Genomic DNA, 18,782 nt, shown 5'->3' on the forward strand with positions numbered 1-18,782 from the left:
TACTATCTTTAATCGTAACATAGGGCAAACATCAAAGCCAAGCCGTAGATATGACGGGTAAAGCACAAGATGATTGAACAGACTATGAAAAAAATGGACAAGGAAGGTGATCTTATGAATGGGAGAAATTTGATTCCGATCTTGCTCACGCTTTTACTTTCCCTCGGGGCGATTCCAGTGACTGCTAACTCCACCCCAGCCCCTGCACCCGTCGTCAAAAAGCTGATGGCATTTGTCATTGATGATTTTGGGAACAACATGCAAGGGACGGAGGAAATATTAGCAATGCCAGTCCCTCTAACTGTTGCCGTCATGCCGTTTATGCCCAGCACGAAGCAGGATGCCGAGCTCGCTCATCAAAAAGGACATGATGTACTCGTTCACATGCCGATGGAGCCAATGAAAGGAAAACGCTCCTGGCTCGGTCCTGGAGCCATTACGGCTGACCTGTCCGACGATGAGATCCGCAATCGCGTGGAGAAAGCGATTGACGATGTGCCACATGCAATTGGCATGAATAACCATATGGGCTCAAAAATTACAGCTGACGAGCGAATCATGCGCATCATCATGAAAGTCGTCAAAGAACGCGGCCTTTTTTACCTGGACAGCAAGACTACCGATAAAAGTGTGGCGGGGAAAGTCGCAGCCGAAATGGGCGTCCCCCATGCAGTGAATCAAATTTTTCTGGATGACGTATACTCGGTCCCACATATTACAAAGCAGATGGAGCTCGTCTGCAAAAAAATCCACAACCATCCCATATGTATCGCAATTGGTCATGTTGGACCTCCTGGCAAGAAAACAGCCTCCCTTCTGCGCCAGTACATCCCGCGAATTCAGAAGGAGGCCGAATTTGTAACCATTTCAAAGCTTATCCAGCAAACTACTCATTAATTTTCTCCACCAGCTCTCCTGCACACTAGCCTCCGTTTTCAGATTTCCCGATAGCTTTACGTATTCGCTCACGGCCTCTGTAATGGCCTGAGCGATTTTTTCTTGTGCTTTGGGATTCGTTAACATTTCGCGGTCCTGCGCGTTGCTGATAAACCCCATCTCCACGATGACAGACGGACAGTAGTTATGACGGAGCATGTAGTACGTCTTGCCCTTGACTGGCTTTTCGTTGGACCCTGTGAGCTTGTTCAGCGAGTTTTGCAGCAACCCTGCCAACAGGTAGCTTTCCTCTGTGTTTTGATGCAAAATAATCGCCCCTCTGCGCCGAGGGCTCGGTGACCAGTTTACATGCAAGCTAAGCATCATCTGCGGGCCAATTTCTTTTGCCAAATTCTTGCGCTGAGCCAGGTCACGTATATGGCGGGATCGGTTGTCCAACCAACGATTGTCATCACTCAGGGCAACATCCTTGTGGCGGTTCAAAGCCACGGTGTAACCCGCAGCTGTGAGTTGTTGGTAGAGTCGTTTGGCAATTTGCAGATTGATGTCCTTCTCGTACAAATCCCCAAATGAAGTTCCCGAATCTACACCTCCATGTCCAACATCAATCAAAATATGAAAGGGGGTGAGCGGCAATGCCTCACTTCGCGTCGGGATACAGATGAGGATAAGCATGAAAGCAGTTATACGGAAAAAAGCCTGTAAGTTTCTCATGCCAGTAGGATAACCGGATTGAAAAGAAACCTTTCAAGCGGCGAGGTACACATAACATTGTGAATTTTTTAATCCGACTGTACAATGACAATGAATGAACCATGACCCTACCCGCATAAGAAGGTGTACTGATGAACCAATCTTTGGAAAAACCTTTATTTTCCCCGTATTTGGCTCTCTTAATCGGGGTGATCGCCATTTCCTCTTCTGCGATCTTTGTAAAGCTATCGGATGCACCTGCTCCGATTATTGCTACGTATCGCCTGATTTTTTCCGTTCTCTTAACGCTTCCTTTTTTATTCTGGAATCGTGGTGCCCTCGCAGAGATTGGAGCAATGTCCAAGAAAGTGTGGCTACTCTGCATTTTATCGGGAACCTTTTTGGCAAGCCATTTTCTGTTGTGGTTTGAATCATTGAACTACACATCTGTAGCCAGTTCTACTGTGCTCGTAACGTTACAGCCATTATTTGCCTTCATCGGCGGTTACTTCTTTTTTGGTGAAAAAGTTCGATTTCTTGCTCTAACCGGCGGCTTTCTGGCGATTGCAGGTAGCTTTGTGATTGGCTGGGGAGATTTTCAAGTAGGCGACATGGCTCTGTGGGGGGATTTCCTCGCATTGATGGGAGCTGTCACCGTAACGGGCTACTGGCTGGTCGGGCAGTACGTTCGCCAGCATATGTCTTCCTTTGCCTATACACTCGTCGTCTATTCGGCAACCAGCGTGATTCTCGTCGCCTATGATCTGGCTCTCGGGTATTCGCTCGTCGGTTACCCTGCAGCGGATTGGGGCTGGTTCTTCTGTCTCGCCCTGTTCCCGACCTTGCTTGGACATTCTATTTTTAACTGGATCATTAAATGGCTCAATACGACGACGATCTCCATGGGGATTTTGGGAGAACCGATCGGGACTGCGATTCTCGCTTACTTCATCTTGGGTGAAGTGGTAACGCCTCCGCAGTGGATCGGCGGCTTGATCATTATCGCTGGCATTTATGTGTTCATTCGTTTTAACCAACCTGCTAAAGGAGTGTCCTCCATTGAACAAGCAACCAGAGAACCGAAAAAGCTTGCGTGAATTCGTCAAGGGACTGAGTATTTGGGCGAAGATTGGCTGGACAATTCTGCTTGGCTACATCGTAGGACGGATTTTGTACTGGTTATTTAAAATGATGTCCTAACAGAAAAAGGGGCAATTCCAAAGAAGTCTTCGATAAGACTTGCGGAATTGCCCCTTACTATTAGGCTGTTGCCTTCTCGGTTGCTGGCACCTGTTGCTGCGTTTTTTTCGGCTTTTTATGCAGGAAGTACAGAAGTGGAATCGAGAGGACAATAGGGATCACTGAGACGAGGAAAGTATCCCCGATGCCTTGGACCAACGATTCTTTTGCCATCATTCCGTACAAAATCGCGCTAGCTCCCCCTGTCGCGTTCGCTGCATCTACCCCTACTTGTGCATACATTCCTGAAATGCCACTGATAAACTGCGTCGCCATATCCGTATTCAAGTTGTCAGAGATTGAAGCCATATGGAAATTTTGGCGTGCCTGCATGATCACTGTCAAAATCGCAATGGCAAACGAACTCATGACCTGACGCAATACGTTGGACAGCGGAGAGGCATCCCCCACACTTGTACGCGGAACGGCGTTCATCCCTACGGTGGACAGCGTCATCATACACAATCCGATTCCAATCCCGCGAATGGTCAGGATCATATCGATCCACGAATGCATGCTGTCAGCAGATAGATTGTGCAATTCATACGTCGTGATGCTCATAATGGTCAAGCCGACCAATCCAATCGGGCCGACCCCATATTTATCCATCAGCTTTCCGCTGATTGGCATCATGATCGCCATGGCAATCGATTGTGGCATCAGCAAGATTCCAGACTCCATAGCCGTCAAGCCCTGAATGTTTTGGAGAAAAATCGGCATCAGGAAGATACCGCCCATCATCCCCATCATGACGAAGCCTGAAGTCAAAATACTGATGGTGAAGGTAGGAATCTTCAAAAGCCGCAGATCGAGCAGCGGACTTTCCTTCCCCAGCTCGACCCAGACAAACAGGATCAAGCTCATTACCGCAATGAAAAACAAACTGACGATGAAAAAGGAGGTCCAGCCCTCTGCTTGCCCTTTACTCAAAGCGAGCAACAGCGTCCCGAATCCGACGATGGCAAGAAAGGCTCCCAAGAAGTCGAACTTTAACTCTGGCTTTTTCGGCGTTTCCTTGAGCAGTACGATACTCATGATCACTGCAAAAATACCAAAGGGTACACCGACCAGAAAAAGAAATTGCCAGCTTAAAAATTCGATGAGATACCCACCCAATGTCGGGCCAAGCGCAGGGGCTGTCATGGAAGCAATCCCGAATATCCCCAATGCCATTCCGATCTTTTCACGCGGAACGATCATGTAAATCATCGACATCCCGATTGGCATGATCATCCCCCCGCTGACCCCTTGCACGACGCGAAAAGCAATCAGCGAAGAGTCGCTCCACGCCAAGGCACAAAGGATGGACGAACAAGTAAATGCCGATAAGGAAAGGACAAATATTTTTTTCGCTCCGAATTTAGCGGACAACGAGCCGCTCATGGGAATCATGACGGCGTTTGCCAGCATATATCCGGTCAATACCCACTGCATGGTCTCGGTACTCGAACCAAAAATATTGACCATGGCAGGCAGGGCAACGTTAATCAAGCTATTGTTCAGAATCGCAACGAAGGTTCCTGAGAGGATTGCGACAAGAGACAGCCACATGCCGCCGTTCCCGCTTTTCTCCTCTCGGTGTGCCACCGCTTCCGCCATGTGTCAACACCCCCGTTAGTTTGCGATCACCTTGCTGCCCTCGGACAGTTTGTCTGTCGGGTTCAGCACAATTTGATCATTATCTTTGACGCCATTCGTGACAGTTGTCCAGTCGCCGCTTGCGTTCTCTACTGCAACTTCCACTTGGTGCACAACGTTGTTATCTACTGTATAGATGTAATGCTTGCTGTCCTTTTCCAGCACGGCTGAGGTAGGCAATTTTGTTCCTGGTGTTGCCTGTCCTTGAAGCATAACCTCTGCTACCATACCTGCGCGCAGCAAGCCGTCCTGATTATTTACCTTCACTTTGATTGGGAATGAACTGCTGTTGGTATCCGAAATCGGAGAGACAAACTCAACGGTACCTTTCAGCACTTTCCCACCTAGACTGCCTACCTTCACATCAACAGTGGAGCCGACCTTCACTTGGTTGATTTCGTTTTCGGGTACGCTTGCCTCTACTTTGACATCTGCCATATTCACTAGCACCATAAGAGGTGTCCCCGCTGCTGCCATTTCTCCTGGGTCAACCGCGCGCTTGGCGACGATACCCGTGATTGGCGCACGAATAATGGTATTGTCATAATTGCTTTTCGCCAGCTCGAGACTGGAGCCCAAACGGCTCACTTCTGCTTGCATAGCTGCTACCGTGTCGGCAGTTGGACCTGCTTTTGCCAGATCGTATTGGGCTTGCGCCTGTTCAAGACCTGTGCGCGCTTTTTCCAATTCCAGCGAAGATTTCTCCAACTCAGCCTGGGACAATGCGCCTGCATCAAACAGTGCTTTCATCCGATTGTAGTTGCTCTCTACCACCTTTAGGCTGGCTTCTGCCTGGGTGACAATACTTCCAAGCTGCGTCAGTTGCTCATTGCGTGCACCTGCTTTTGTATCTCGCAGTTTTGCCTGAGCGCCTGCAATGGCTGCCTGTGCCTGATTAATCTGCTGCTGATAATCGGCTGCCTCCAGCGTGACCAGAACATCGCCTTGCTTGACGACTGCACCTTCTTTTACATTCACGCTCGCTGCTTTTCCAGAAACTTTAGAAACGACTTGTATCTCCTCAGATGCTGCCACTTTACCATTGGCGATGACACCCGTAGAGCCAGAAGTCACCTTCCATGTCTTCACAACAGGGACGGTCTCACTCGTTTGCGTTGCTGAAGATGTCTCGCTACAGCCCGCTGCAATAAGCGAAACGGCTGCCATGACTGCAGCGATTGTTTTCCATTGTGCTGTCTTTTTCATGCTTCATTACATCTCCTTCACGTGCACTTTGATCTCGGCGTTCAATCCGGCCACGAGGTCCAGACCTGCTGTGTCATCTATGGCGATTTTGATCGGGATACGTTGGGTTACCTTGGTGAAGTTCCCGCTCGTGTTGGCCGCTGGCATCAAGGAAAATGTAGAATTCGTCGCCTTTCCGATCTCCATCAAATGACCGCCCAATTTCTTACCTGGGTAAGCGTCAATCGTAAAATCGACTTTTTGGCCGAGTTTCAAGCGTTCGATCTCAGTCTCTTCCAAATTGGCGGAGATGTACAATTTGCTTTCGTCAATCACGAGAGCTACCGATTGCCCTGTTGAAACAATCTCTCCCTCTTTGGCTTGCGTTTTAATTACCGTACCTGTAATGGGGGAACGCAACACGCTGTTTTCCAGCATTGTCGTTGCTACATTGCTTGTATCTTGCTGCCCTACGATTTGATCCGCTATAACGGTGTCGCCTTCTTTGACAGCGAGTCCGGTCAGTTTGCCTGTCATTTTGGGCATGACCCGATAAATGTCTCCCGCAATCCGGGCATCTTGTGTGGTCACATAATGTGCACCTTGATACCAATAGTAGTAACCGATTCCTCCACCACCTGCCACGATCAGGAGCAAAATGACATACAAAACCAGTTTTCGCTTCATGGTTTCTCCTCAACTTTCTCGTTCTTCTAGTTTCGCAATCAATGTTTCCATCGACTGAATAATGATGTCTAAATCCTCATCGGAAAATCCATGGAAAATACGCTTGTAAAAGTTCTCTGAGAAAAAATCAACCTTTGCGAACAGCTCGGAAATCTTCGGTGTTTTACGAATCCAGACAACACGTCGGTCATTCTCATCACGTACACGTTCTACGAGTTGTTCTCGTTCCAAACGATCAATGATGCCAGAAACGGTGCTGTAGGATAAGTCTACGGCTTTGCTTATCTGACCGATCGTTTTGGGATCAGGATGTATTTCTCGAATGACCATTAGCTGCGGGACAGTCACACCATATTGGGACAGTTCTTTTGTGGCCATTGTTCCAAAAGTCTTGTTCAACCGTTTTAACAAGTCCCGAATATGCAGTGATTTATTCATAACGCACTCCTTTCTTAAGTAATATTTCGTATACGAAATTTATCACATGAAAACTATACGATGTTTTTCTATCCGTGGCAACTATTTCTTTAGGTGAAACTTTAACTAGGCAAGCTTTTAAAAGCGGTCGTTGGTCGGGGGGTTGTGCCGGGGAGGAAACAGGAGAAAACGCTCAGATTCTAGGGCCACCCGATGTGGGATTGACTGCCCGCCTCCATGCAAAAAGCGAAACCGCGTCCAAAGTAGTCCTTTCAGGATGCGTCTCAGAGGTGGACGCTTAAGAGCGTGTTTCGCTTTTTGCATTGCGTCTCGGTCGGTGTCCCTAAGATCTTCGCTTATTTCTCCTGTTTCCTCTACGAGCTCTCCCTGTTTAAACGGGCTTTTAAAGATTTAAAAGAATGAAGAAATTTCCTCAGTCACGACAGAGAAGAATATTTCCAGACGTAGCGACTTGTGGAGTCCTACCGAGCGGAGAAGGGATTCGCGGGCAAAAGAAACGCAACCGTGCCCATGCGGCGTAGCGGCTACCACTTTTGCGTTTCCCCGCGAATCCCTTCGGAGCGGACAGTCTCAACCCTCAGCGGGACGGAGCCTGGAGCCTAGACTGGAAATATTCTTCTCCCCACCGCAGCCTCGTACTAAAAAAGCAAAAAAACCGACACCCCCTTCTCATCTCTAAGGGATTGTCGGTCCATTTTCATTCAAAATAGAGGGAGCATCCGGTGCTTCTTCAGGGGTCGCGCGGCGTACGCTTGGTACATTTCGTGGCTCATGCTCCATTTCTGGAAAAGAGTGAACCGTCACGTACATGCTTCCATTGCTCGCGATCGCACGAATCAAGACGGGATAAGCGTATTTGTTTTGAAACACAAAATCAGGGCCGTACCAGCTCACGGTTGCATCTCGACCTGGAGGTACGTACGCTACGTTTCGACTGTGGGAATAGCGCTGAATAATGTGCAGACCTGCTTGGTCTACTGCATTGAACAACGTAGACGATACTTGGCATATTCCTCCTCCGATGCCTTCCGACAGCTCTCCTCTGACAATGATAGGAGCCTGCAAGTACCCTTTTTCTTTCGTACGCTGGCCCACTACCTTATTAAAAGAAAAAACTTCTCCTGGTAACACCACGTAATTGTTAATCGCCTGCGAGGCGAGCTTGATGTTGTGTACACGATTCCGGTTGCCTGCATTAAAATAAGTCGCATATTGTCCGATCCTTTTTTTCCGAACCTGACTCATGAGAGCCTTGTCTACCTTCGGGAATATCTCTTTGTAGCTGACATTCATGCTTGCGGCTCCCGTACCGTAAAAATAATCGTAAAAACGTGCGTGAAATGCCAGATCATCTAGCTTTCTTCCCTTGGCTTCTGGAACGATAGCCCCGGCGTTATTAATCGTTGCATTGATCGGCTCGATGTACGTTTTTTTCGCCAACTCTTCCACCATTCGAGCAACCTTTCTGTCATCGACCAAAGGAACGCCATCAAGGGGCAGAGCATAATCAGCCCGATTGAGCATAGCTACTGTCTTACCCTCGATCTCTACCTGCAAAAAATTCGTTGGGTCGAGGGGATTGATTAACAGGAACAGAGCCATCGTCATAGCAAAACCCATCCGGCTGCTCACCTCCATTCTCCAACAACGATCCTCTTCCGTTCTTGTAGTATGAGCAGTCGAACGGGTTTCATTCTACGACTTGAATACGATTAGCTCATCTTCGTCAGTCTGCTGACAATTGCTTGCGTAACTGCCCTGAGACGCTGCTGATCCACCGCTTCCTGGTAAGCATTGTTCAACTGGTCACGCAGCTCCTTGGCAGCGAGGAGATTCGCCGTTGCTTCCTTCACTTTTTGCTTGTATCTGACCTGAATATCCATTAATTCTTCTTCATATACCTCATCTGTGCCAGGTTCAATTGCCCGTTCATACATATCGATAACCTCATCTGTCTCTTTGCTTGGAAAATACTCATGAGGTGCGGTGCTGTCAAAAATAGCGAGGCCCTTCTCAGGAACAATTACCATATCAAGGCTGTGCGGGTCCAGTCCACAGTGGTACACTTCCACGTCAAAGCCGCGTGTTTTGGCTTCCTCCACCAACTTTTTCAGCATAGTGGACTTGCCTGAGCCTGGTCTGCCCTTGATAAAGTAGCGCTTCTTTAAATGGTCAGTCAGCTTCATGATATGATCTACGGGCCCCTGCGGCGTCGCTGCCCCCAAATACATACGCCTTACCTTTGCTTTCTTTTCCAGTTGCTCCTCGCCGAAGAACAAGGCTTTTACTTCTTCCGTGACGCTATTGGCTTCTTCTCTGTTGAGGTGCTCAATGTAAGGAGCCTCCCACTCATCGTGGATGCGCAGCGCCTCGCCAAAAGCCTTGTATGCCTCTTCACTCTTCCTAAAAATCTCTTCGTACCAACTGGCAATCTGGTCTTTTTCATCCACCAGCTGATCAATGTTGACCATCGACTGTAAATTGACCTGAATTTCCTTTACACCCGGAGAAGCGGGTCTCCAAATCCGGGGATAGCTTCCATCCATGATCGCCACTTTATACTTTGGAAAAATAACACCATCAAACTGCCCATTCACAAAAGGCGAATGAATCCACTCCACTTCATCTGTCACTCGTGCTATTTGATTGCCAATCGCCTCTATAAGCGGTGAAGTAATTCCTTCCACTGTCCCTGTCAAAATATAAACACGTTCCAAGCCTTCCAATACGGAGTCGTAAAACGTCTTGTATCCTCGCGCAGTATTCCCTGCGGCATATATATGGCGGACTTTTGTGGTCATTGCCTTTCCCTCCTGTACTTCTTCTAGCTGCCATTGAATCGATGTATTGTATGCATAAAAGGGAGAATAGGCGTCTGTCTACAACCGTGAAAAAACCGCTGCCAGCTACTATTCATAGCTCACAGCGGTTTTTTGTCATTTGGGTATTATTTATTCAAATCCGTCATTTTTCCAGTAGACATATAAATAATCCATTCGCAGATGTTCGTAACATGATCGGCAATCCGTTCCAAATATTGCGCGACCAAGAGCAAATGCGTTCCTTGCGAAATGGCCTGACTGTTTTTCGTCATCAATTCAATCAGATCATGGAAAATCGTGGAGTACAGTTTATCTACAATGTCGTCGCGCGAGGCAATCTCTTCTGCCGCTTCTTTGTTGCGTGCAATATAGGCATTTAAACAATCACGCACCATAGCCTTGACGTGATCAGCCATCATCGGAATATCGATGAGAGGTTTCACGTATGGGTCCGCCATCAAGCGTCGGGTCGTCTTGGCAATGGAAACGGCATGATCACCCATTCGCTCCAAATCCGTCACCAGCTTCAACATTGTTCCCAAGCGTCGCAAGTCACCACCGACTGGCTGCTGCAATGCAATGAGACGGAAGCAATCGCTCTGTATTTCTTGCTCCAACTCATTGATTACAGGATCGCTTGCGATAACCTGTTCAGCTAGTTGGGCATCCCGCTCAACCAGACTCTTAATCGATTTATGAATGGCTTCTTCCACCAATGTGCCCATCGTCATGAGCTTGCGGTGCAGTACATCCTGCTGTTCTTCAAAAGCATGCCGTGACATTTCCCTCTTCCCCCTTCTTGTGTCTGACATGTCAAATGGTACAAGGCGATTGTATTGTAGAAGTAAAGCTACTATTTTGTTTGTGTAAATCTTTTTGCAGTTGTTTTTTAGGTAAGGGGAAGTGTAACTGTGAAGGTTGTCCCTCTTCCTTCCTTGCTCTCCACACTGATATGCCCGTGCAAATTTTCCACGAGATGCTTCACAATTGCGAGGCCCAAACCTGTTCCGCCTGAATCGCGGCTGCGGGCTTTGTCTACGCGATAAAACCGCTCAAAGATACGCGTGAGCTCCTTTTCCGGAATGCCGATCCCGGTATCCATGACTTGAATAGTGATGTTTTCGCTATCTGCTTCTGTCTTGATGCTGATTTTTCCACCTTCTTGCGTATAGGCGATCGCATTCGTCAACAGATTCAGGATGATCTGCTGTAAACAATCCTTATCCGTCATTAGCCAAATATCTGGCTTCGGTGAAGGGAGCGTGATCGTCAATTCCTTGCGCTGTGCCTGGTCATGCATGATGGCAACTGCTGAACTGATCAAATCCTGTAAGTGAACCTGACTCAGATGCAATGGGATTCGCTTTTGCTCGATTTTGGAGAGATCCAAGATATCGCGTATCATCCGGTAGAGCCGCTCGCTCTCATCTGAGATGATTTGCAGGAAATTGCGACATGTTTCCTCGTCCTGCATCGCGCCTTCAAGCAAGGTCTCCGTGAAGCCCTTGATCGAGGTAATCGGCGTGCGTAGCTCATGCGATACGTTTGCTACGAATTCACTGCGCATCTTTTCCAGGCGGCGAATGTCGGTGATGTCATGCAGTACCACGACTACACCCCTCGACTCCCCCTTGAAGTTGATATAGGGGGCAAAATTCACGTCAAGGATGCGTTCCTGCGGGTAATAGATGTGTACCTCTTGACGGAACTTCTCGCTTCTGTCGAGGCACCTGTCGATGTATTGGCTAAGCCCAAAGCTTTTGCCTGCCTCGATATGCAGCTTCCCTACGATCTCATGTCCAGCAGTCCCCAACAGCTTTTCAACGGCTGGATTGACCAGCATGATCCGACGTTGCTCTGAAATGAAGATCACGCCACTCGTCATATTGGTCAGCACCCCTGCCAAGCGCTGCTGATTTTCCGAGATTTCGTACATCTGCTGCTCCAGGCTCGATGCCATGAAGTTGATCGCGCCTGCAAGCTGACCGATCTCATCCTTTGCTTTGATTCTCACACGGCTCTCATATTGGCGCTGTGTAATGTTGCGGGCTACCCGGGTGATCTCCTCGATCGGACGAATAATAGAAAAGGAAATGCGAGAAACGACAATCGATCCGACTACCAAAGTAACCAATAAACCTGTGAGCAAGCTGTACCACATTTTGTGGATCGTATCGGTAATATCTTTCATCGACATCGCTGAACGAACAACACCGAATATTTCGTTGTTCAGTTCAACAGGTACTGCAACGTACATCATGTCATAGCCGAGCGTCTCACTGAAACGACGGGAAATCCCTGTTTCTCCTTGTAACGCTGCCTTCATCTCTGGTCGGTCATGGTGGTTTTCCATCTCTTCCGAATGGGAGGAGTTGTCGTACATCACCTGACCATCCTTGTCGATAATGGTGATCCGTACTTCATCTGCTGGCGCTACTTGTTTGACCCGATCCTCTAACGTCGCCTTATCAGAAAAGACCTCCGGGAATCGGACCGCCTGAGCGATGAGCTTCGACTCGCGGGACAATAGCTCATTCAGTGATTGGAGGTAGGAATTCTCAAGCACTTTGGCAAAATACATACCCATCACCAATAGTACGAGAGAAATTAAACCCAAAATAGTCAAAGTGAGTTTGATTCGAAAGCGAGTCAAGGTAAATCCTCCGTTATCCTTCCAGTTTGTATCCTAATCCGCGAACAGTTTTAATGTATTTCGGGTTCTTCGTGTCATCCTCAAGCTTTTCGCGCAAATGACTGACATGCACGTCCACAATTCGAGAGTCCCCGATGAAATCGTAGTTCCAAACAGCGTTCAACAATTGATCGCGCGTCAGTACACGCCCTTGGTGGCTCGCTAAATAGTTGAGCAGCTCGAATTCCTTTGGCGTCAGCTCGACCTTGACGTCTTTACAGAACACCTCGTACTTCTCCGGGTAAATGCGAATATCCCCGAATTGGAGCAACACCTCTTGAGGCCCTGTAGTCGCTTCTGGCGTGTTCTGAAACCGCCGCAGAATGGCTTTCACGCGGGCAATTACTTCTCTCGGGCTAAAAGGCTTTGTCAAATAATCATCGGCACCAAGCTCAAGCCCCAAAATCTTGTCGAGCTCATCATCTTTCGCTGTAAGCATCAAGATCGGCGTATTATTGCGTTCTTGGCGCAAGGTTTTGCATACGTCCATTCCATCCATCTTGGGAAGCATCAAATCAAGAATGATAAAATCAGGCTGCTCGCTCTTAACTACTTCCAAGGCCTGTTTACCGTCAAAAGCAGTTACGACCTGAAATCCTGATTTTTCAAGATTAAATTGCAATAGCTTTACAATAGAAGCTTCGTCATCCACTACTAATACTTTGATCATCTGTCTGTTTCCCCCTAGCGTTGCAATGCTTGCGCTCGATTTTCTATCCTACGTCCCCTGAAAAATACTTCTCTCTACAATACTCAGTCTGCCAATGCTGATTGCGGAAAACAAGTAATTTTTTTGTAAAGACATGCTGTTCGTACATAGAACTTAATTGCTTGGCAATAGTATTCCTCTTTTAGGTAAAGGTACTATATTAAAAATGTCTTCAAACTGTAGTCGTCGGGAGAAGCCCTGCCACATGTTTTCCAGTCGCCTGTATCCTCTCTGCGTTCGGGCGGTCTCCTTCCAAACATGTGACAGTGCTTTCGGACAGCTATCGATGTATGTATTGCTTTTACAACGTTTTGCAAGTGGGCTCAGTGAAGTTTTCTAGAGTTTAAAATCACATCCCTTTCTCATTGAGCGCTTTTTAAAAAACTAAAAGCTACGTGGAAGAAGCGAATTTCCAGTCCAAGCGCCTCTGGAGCCCATCTCAGCTTCGGAAAAAATGGCGGGGAATTTCAGCTTCACTTATGAATAACATCCTCGAAACATCTACGTTTGAAGCGCTCCCGCCATTTTTTCCGAAGCGAACAGTCAATCTCCCCTTGTGGGGCGGAGGCCGAAGCGTAAGACTGGAAATTCGCTTCTTCCCCCCACTAGAGCCACTTTAACAAGAAAAAAGACGCCTCCCCAAAGAAAGGCGTCTTACATGTATTGATCTTATTTCAAAACAGCCATTACGCTGCGTACGGAGTCAGCAGAGTTGTCGAGAGCTGCTTTCTCTTCGGCAGTCAGATCCAGTTCGATCACTTTCTCGATCCCGTTTGTGCCGAGCAGAGTCGGTACTCCCAGGTAGAGATCGTTGTAGCCGTATTCTCCTTGCAGAAGAGCGATGGATGGCAGAATGCGTTTTTTGTCCTTGATGATGGCTTCAGCCATTTGTACCAAGGAAGCCGCAGGTGCATAGTAAGCGGACCCGTTCCCCAAAAGGTTTACGATCTCGCCGCCGCCCTTGCGGGTACGTTCCACGATCGCATCCAGACGGTCTTTCGGGATTAATTTTTCCAATGGAATACCACCAGCATAAGAGTAGCGTACCAAAGGAACCATGTCATCACCGTGACCACCCAGAACGAAGCCCGTTACATCTTCTACAGATACGTTCAACTCCATAGCCACGAAGGTACGGAAACGAGCTGTGTCCAGAACGCCGGATTGACCGATTACGCGCTCTTTCGGAAAGCCGGACGTTTTGAAGAAGGTGTACGTCATCGCGTCAACTGGGTTGGACAGTACGAGCACGATAGAATTAGGTGCATATGTTTTTACTTGCTCTGCAACAGATTTCATAATGCCAGCATTCGTGTTAACCAAGTCATCGCGGGACATGCCAGGCTTGCGGGCAATACCAGCTGTGATGATGACGAGATCAGCATCTTTGATGTCTTCATAGTTGGCAGTACCTGTGATGCTTGCATCAAAGCCTAATACTGGCGAGGATTCCATCATGTCGAGCGCTTTACCTTTTGTTGGGTTTTCCAGTTGCGGAATGTCAACCAATACGATGTCGCCCAGTTCTTTTTGCCCCAAAATGAATGCAGTTGTTGCACCAGTGAAGCCACTACCGATAACAGCGATTTTTTTACGGTTGAATGCCATGAACTATTCCCCTCCAAAAATGTAAGTGTAAAAATTTGTACCCAAATCTATCTTACATGTTTTGAATCAGAGCGTCAGCAAACTCGGAGCATTTCAGTTCTTTAGCGCCTTCCATCAGACGAGCGAAATCGTATGTTACTGTTTTCGCAGAGATGGTTTTTTCCATGGAGTTGATGATCAGATCAGCTGCTTCGTTCCAGCCCAAGTGACGCAGCATCATTTCTCCGGACAGGATCACGGAGGATGGGTTTACTTTGTCCAGACCAGCGTATTTCGGAGCTGTACCATGAGTTGCTTCGAAGATCGCATGACCAGTCAGGTAGTTGATGTTTGCACCTGGAGCGATACCGATACCGCCTACTTGTGCAGCCAATGCATCAGATACATAGTCACCGTTCAGGTTGAGTGTTGCTACTACATCGTACTCAGCTGGACGAGTCAGGATTTGTTGCAGGAACGCGTCAGCAATTACATCTTTCACGATGATTTTGCCAGCTGCTTCTGCTTCTTTTTGTGCTTTGTCAGCGTCGCCGCCTTCAGCTTTGATACGATCGTATTGTGCCCAAGTGAATACTTTGTCGCCGAATTCTGCTTCAGCTACTGCATATCCCCAAGTTTTGAAAGCACCTTCCGTGAACTTCATGATGTTACCTTTGTGTACGAGGGTAACGGATTTACGGTTGTTCTCGATCGCATAGTTGATCGCTGCACGAACCAGACGCTCTGTACCATCTTTGGAAACAGGCTTGATACCGATACCAGAAGTTTCTGGGAAGCGGATTTTCTTCACGCCCATTTCGTTTTGCAGGAAGTCGATTACTTTTTTCACTTCTGGAGTACCTTCAGCCCACTCTACGCCAGCGTAGATGTCTTCAGTGTTCTCACGGAAGATTACCATGTCAGTCAATTCAGGATGTTTCACTGGGGATGGAACTCCATCGAAGTATTGAACAGGACGTACGCAAGCATACAGATCCAGCTCTTGACGCAGTGCTACGTTGATAGAACGGATACCGCCACCTACTGGTGTAGTCAAAGGACCTTTGATTGCGATCAGGTATTCACGAACAGCAGTCAGTGTATCTTCAGGCAGCCACTCGCTGTATTGGTTGAAGGATTTTTCACCTGCGAATACTTCGAACCAAGCGATTTTTTTCTCGCCTTTGTAAGCTTTTTCTACAGCTGCATCCAGAACGCGAACAGAAGCTTTCCAAATGTCAGGGCCAGTACCGTCACCCTCGATGAAAGGAATGACTGGATTGTTTGGAACTACCAGTTTACCGTTATCCACAGTAATTTTTTCGCCTACAGTTGGTTGCGTCAGGTTTTTAAACACAAAAAATCCCTCCAGTGTTATATATATTTGGTGATTATGAATATTTCCAGACGTAGGAGAACTACCACTCACTTGTGGTAGTTCTCAAGCTTGCGCTCAGGAGCGATCAGCCTGGCTGACCACCTGCCCTCCACGCTCGAAAATAGCGAGTTCTTAGCGGCGGTCAATTGGAACGTAGTGTTGGTTGACCGGACCGGTGTAATCCGCGCGAGGACGGATCAGGCGATTATTTTCATACTGTTCCATGATGTGTGCTGTCCAACCGGACATACGGCTGATAGCAAAAATCGGTGTGAACAGGTCCGTTTCGAGGCCGAGCGAAATGTATACAGATGCGGAGTAGAAGTCAACGTTTGGCTTCAATCCTTTTTCACCGGAAATCATTTCATCGATCTTCACAGACATCTCAAACAGCTCAGGGCGACCGATTTGCGCGGTCAGTGCTTTGGACATTTCTTTCAGCCATTTCGCACGTGGGTCACCATCTTTGTATACACGGTGTCCGAAGCCCATGATTTTATCCTTGTTATCCAGCTTGGTGCGGATGTAGGATTCTACATTAGCCATGCCACCGATTTCGTTCAGCATTTTCGCTACTGCTTCATTAGCGCCACCATGCAGAGGGCCTTTGAGCGTACCAATTGCAGACACGATACCGGAATAAATATCAGTCAGAGTTGCAACAGTTACGCGAGCAGAGAATGTAGATGCGTTAAACTCATGGTCAGCATGCAGAATCAGAGCAACGTCAAACGCTTTTACTGCTGTTTCTGTTGGCTCCTGGCCTGTGAGCATGTAGAGGAAGTTTTGTGCAATCGTGAAATCTGCACGTGGAGCTACTGGCTCCAAACCTTTACGCATACGCTCGTAAGCAGCGATCAAGGTAGGAGTTTGTGCCATCAAACGGATCGATTTCCGATAGTTGGCTTCTGGAGACATATCTTGCGCTTCTGTGTCGTAGAGCGCTAACGAAGAGACAGCTGTGCGCAACGCCGCCATTGGGTGTACGCCTTTTGGATAGTGGCGAATGCTTTCCAGCACTTCTTTGGCCACTGCTGCATTTTCACCCAATTGTTTTTTCAAAGCGTCCAGCTGATCACGCTTCGGTAACGCTCCATGCCAGAGCAAATATACAACCTCTTCAAAAGTTGCATGTTCTGCCAGCTCATCGATGTTGATCCCGCCATAGCAAAGAACCCCATCGACGATCGAACAGATAGATGATTGAGCGGCAACAACGCCTTCAAGTCCACGAGTAGTTGTCATAGAACTCCCTCTCCTTTTCCACTCAAGTAGTAGTACTTATCTAGTCTTCGCTTGTCCGCCATGACTGATAAACGGCCTGATCAAGTTCAAAATAGACGACTTTTTGAACATCCTATCTATGAAATTGTAAGCAGCGGTTTCTTTCATCCACCACTCTTGACAGGGAATGTATCCACGCAAATCCTCACAAGGTCGTACATGAAAATGACACTCGTGTAAGGGGAGAGGCGAGAGAAAAGAATCCACTAAGACGACCCAATTATAAAAGATTATTGCGATTTTGTGAATAAGGTTAGCGAAAAAATGTTTCGAAGGGTGAAACGGAGTTTTGTTTTTTCGCGTTCTTGCTCCACCTATCAGGCATGCTGCATAATAGAAACATCAGTATTATGTCCGCACCTTCGCGGCGGAAAGGAGAAATCGTTTGAATCAGGAAAACTGGGTAGAGCGCCTCTTTCAAATTATTCGCTTGTTATGGGTCTGCCTGCTTGTCTATGTAGGGATTTGGATATTCCAACACGCAACACCTTTACTGTACCCATTTATAATCGCTTTAGTCATTGCGATCATCATCAACAAGCCCGTTACGTTTATGACCAGAAAGTTCAGGATTCCACGCTGGCTTTCCGTCATTATCGCGCTCTTGGTTTTGATACTGCTCGCTGGCGGAGTGCTCACACTGATCATCACGGAAACGGTCGTGGAAATCGGAGAGCTGGCCAAGCGCTTGCCAGTCGTTGCACAGGAGCTAGCCCATTATTTGCAAAATACGATTTCTCAAGATTTCTTGATGGGTATTTACAATCAGGTTCAGTGGTTTTACGAACAGCTCGATCCAAGTTATAAGGATAAGCTTACCAGTACGGTAGGCAGTGCAATCTCGACCATCACGAATGTCGGGCAGAACTTGATCGTCAAATTCCTGGATGGATTGAAAAACCTGCTTCTCTCACTCCCTAATATGGCAACCGTTTCCGTTATTTCCATCATGGGTGCCTTCTTTATCTCCAAAGATTTTGCCCTTTGGGAAGCGCGGTCTCGTCGTCTTTTGCCAACTGGGGTAAACAGCCGTCTCGATCAAATTTTCATCGATTTGCGCAATGCCTTGTTCGGATTCGTCAAGGCGCAGTTGACCCTCATCTCCTTAACCGCTGCCATCGTCATCATTGGCCTGTTGGTCATGCGTGTCGAGTACGCGATTACGATTGGTTTGATCACGGGCTTGGTCGATCTCTTGCCTTATCTTGGGACAGGGACCGTCTTTGTTCCTTGGATCATCTACATGTTTTTCAAAGGCAATTACACGATGGTCATTGGCTTATCCATTTTGTACGGGGTCGTCTTGATTTTCCGTCAAATTATCGAACCAAAAGTCGTTGCCGAAAACGTCGGTCTCGACCCGCTCCTCACGCTAGTCGCGCTGTTTGTTGGTCTCCAGCTATTCGGATTCCTGGGCTTGATCATCGGACCTGTATCACTCGTCTTGATCAACGCTTTGGTAAAAGCCAACGTCTTCGTAGATGTATGGGGCTACATCCGTGGGAAGAAAACCTGACCTCACGTAAAAAGAAC

17 protein-coding genes are annotated in these 18,782 nt (G+C 47.6%); 4 read left to right on the forward strand and 13 right to left on the reverse strand.

The window, feature by feature from the left end; translation table 11 throughout:
• The first annotated feature begins 114 nt into the window (after positions 1-114).
• Entirely contained in the window at positions 115-897 is a 783-nt protein-coding gene (locus HPY31_RS12505; RefSeq protein WP_253901777.1) for a divergent polysaccharide deacetylase family protein, read from the forward strand.
• Here the strand turns inward: HPY31_RS12505 and HPY31_RS12510 are convergent.
• On the reverse strand, positions 868-1,611 hold the full coding sequence (locus HPY31_RS12510; RefSeq protein WP_016738790.1) for an N-acetylmuramoyl-L-alanine amidase family protein: 744 nt from the start codon (positions 1,609-1,611) through the stop codon (positions 868-870). The genes HPY31_RS12505 and HPY31_RS12510 overlap by 30 nt on opposite strands.
• Positions 1,612-1,742: 131 nt before the next feature.
• Between HPY31_RS12510 and HPY31_RS12515 the strand changes: the two genes are divergently transcribed.
• Together HPY31_RS12515 and HPY31_RS12520 are read left to right on the forward strand one after the other, a co-directional pair.
• A complete protein-coding gene (locus HPY31_RS12515; RefSeq protein WP_172140970.1) occupies positions 1,743-2,687 on the forward strand; it encodes a DMT family transporter in 945 nt (314 codons plus the stop codon).
• Complete coding sequence (locus HPY31_RS12520) at positions 2,650-2,790, forward strand: hypothetical protein (RefSeq protein WP_157696726.1); 141 nt, start codon at positions 2,650-2,652, stop codon at positions 2,788-2,790. The genes HPY31_RS12515 and HPY31_RS12520 overlap by 38 nt, the downstream gene beginning before the upstream one ends.
• Before the next feature lie 60 nt (positions 2,791-2,850).
• On the opposite strand, the gene HPY31_RS12525 is transcribed toward HPY31_RS12520, so the two are convergent.
• From HPY31_RS12525 to citZ, 12 genes are all read right to left on the reverse strand, one after another.
• The gene (locus HPY31_RS12525; protein ID WP_172140971.1) at positions 2,851-4,428 is read right to left on the reverse strand and encodes a DHA2 family efflux MFS transporter permease subunit; all 1,578 of its coding nucleotides are present in this window, start codon (positions 4,426-4,428) and stop codon (positions 2,851-2,853) included.
• 15 nt (positions 4,429-4,443) lie between these two features.
• On the reverse strand, positions 4,444-5,673 hold the full coding sequence (locus tag HPY31_RS12530) for an efflux RND transporter periplasmic adaptor subunit (RefSeq protein ID WP_172140972.1): 1,230 nt from the start codon (positions 5,671-5,673) through the stop codon (positions 4,444-4,446).
• Positions 5,674-5,679: 6 nt separating this feature from the next.
• On the reverse strand, positions 5,680-6,339 hold the full coding sequence (locus HPY31_RS12535) for an HlyD family secretion protein (RefSeq protein WP_012685125.1): 660 nt from the start codon (positions 6,337-6,339) through the stop codon (positions 5,680-5,682).
• A 9-nt stretch (positions 6,340-6,348) separates the two neighbouring features.
• Positions 6,349-6,777, reverse strand: a complete 429-nt coding sequence (locus HPY31_RS12540) for a MarR family winged helix-turn-helix transcriptional regulator (RefSeq protein ID WP_012685124.1) — start codon at positions 6,775-6,777, stop codon at positions 6,349-6,351.
• Positions 6,778-7,452: 675 nt separating this feature from the next.
• Complete coding sequence (locus tag HPY31_RS12545; RefSeq protein WP_172140973.1) at positions 7,453-8,397, reverse strand: VanW family protein; 945 nt, start codon at positions 8,395-8,397, stop codon at positions 7,453-7,455.
• Between the two features lie 92 nt (positions 8,398-8,489).
• A complete protein-coding gene (locus HPY31_RS12550) occupies positions 8,490-9,578 on the reverse strand; it encodes a PRK06851 family protein (RefSeq protein ID WP_172140974.1) in 1,089 nt (362 codons plus the stop codon).
• Between the two features lie 146 nt (positions 9,579-9,724).
• On the reverse strand, positions 9,725-10,381 hold the full coding sequence (gene phoU, locus HPY31_RS12555; RefSeq protein ID WP_016738714.1) for a phosphate signaling complex protein PhoU: 657 nt from the start codon (positions 10,379-10,381) through the stop codon (positions 9,725-9,727).
• A 107-nt stretch (positions 10,382-10,488) separates the two neighbouring features.
• On the reverse strand, positions 10,489-12,252 hold the full coding sequence (gene pnpS, locus HPY31_RS12560) for a two-component system histidine kinase PnpS (protein ID WP_172140975.1): 1,764 nt from the start codon (positions 12,250-12,252) through the stop codon (positions 10,489-10,491).
• A 13-nt stretch (positions 12,253-12,265) separates the two neighbouring features.
• The gene (locus HPY31_RS12565) at positions 12,266-12,961 is read right to left on the reverse strand and encodes a response regulator transcription factor (protein ID WP_064201329.1); all 696 of its coding nucleotides are present in this window, start codon (positions 12,959-12,961) and stop codon (positions 12,266-12,268) included.
• Between the two features lie 708 nt (positions 12,962-13,669).
• Complete coding sequence (mdh, locus tag HPY31_RS12570; RefSeq protein ID WP_172140976.1) at positions 13,670-14,608, reverse strand: malate dehydrogenase; 939 nt, start codon at positions 14,606-14,608, stop codon at positions 13,670-13,672.
• Positions 14,609-14,660: 52 nt separating this feature from the next.
• Positions 14,661-15,944: an NADP-dependent isocitrate dehydrogenase gene (icd, locus tag HPY31_RS12575; RefSeq protein ID WP_012685116.1), complete on the reverse strand. Its 1,284-nt coding sequence runs from the start codon at positions 15,942-15,944 to the stop codon at positions 14,661-14,663.
• 153 nt (positions 15,945-16,097) lie between these two features.
• Complete coding sequence (citZ, locus tag HPY31_RS12580) at positions 16,098-17,210, reverse strand: citrate synthase (RefSeq protein WP_172140977.1); 1,113 nt, start codon at positions 17,208-17,210, stop codon at positions 16,098-16,100.
• Positions 17,211-17,634: 424 nt separating this feature from the next.
• Between citZ and ytvI the strand changes: the two genes are divergently transcribed.
• Positions 17,635-18,765 (forward strand): sporulation integral membrane protein YtvI, encoded by a 1,131-nt coding sequence (gene ytvI, locus HPY31_RS12585; protein WP_172140978.1) that lies wholly within the window; start codon positions 17,635-17,637, stop codon positions 18,763-18,765.
• Positions 18,766-18,782: the final 17 nt, after the last annotated feature.

Source organism: Brevibacillus sp. HB1.3 (assembly GCF_013186635.1).
In the GTDB taxonomy this organism is placed as follows: domain Bacteria; phylum Bacillota; class Bacilli; order Brevibacillales; family Brevibacillaceae; genus Brevibacillus; species Brevibacillus brevis_D.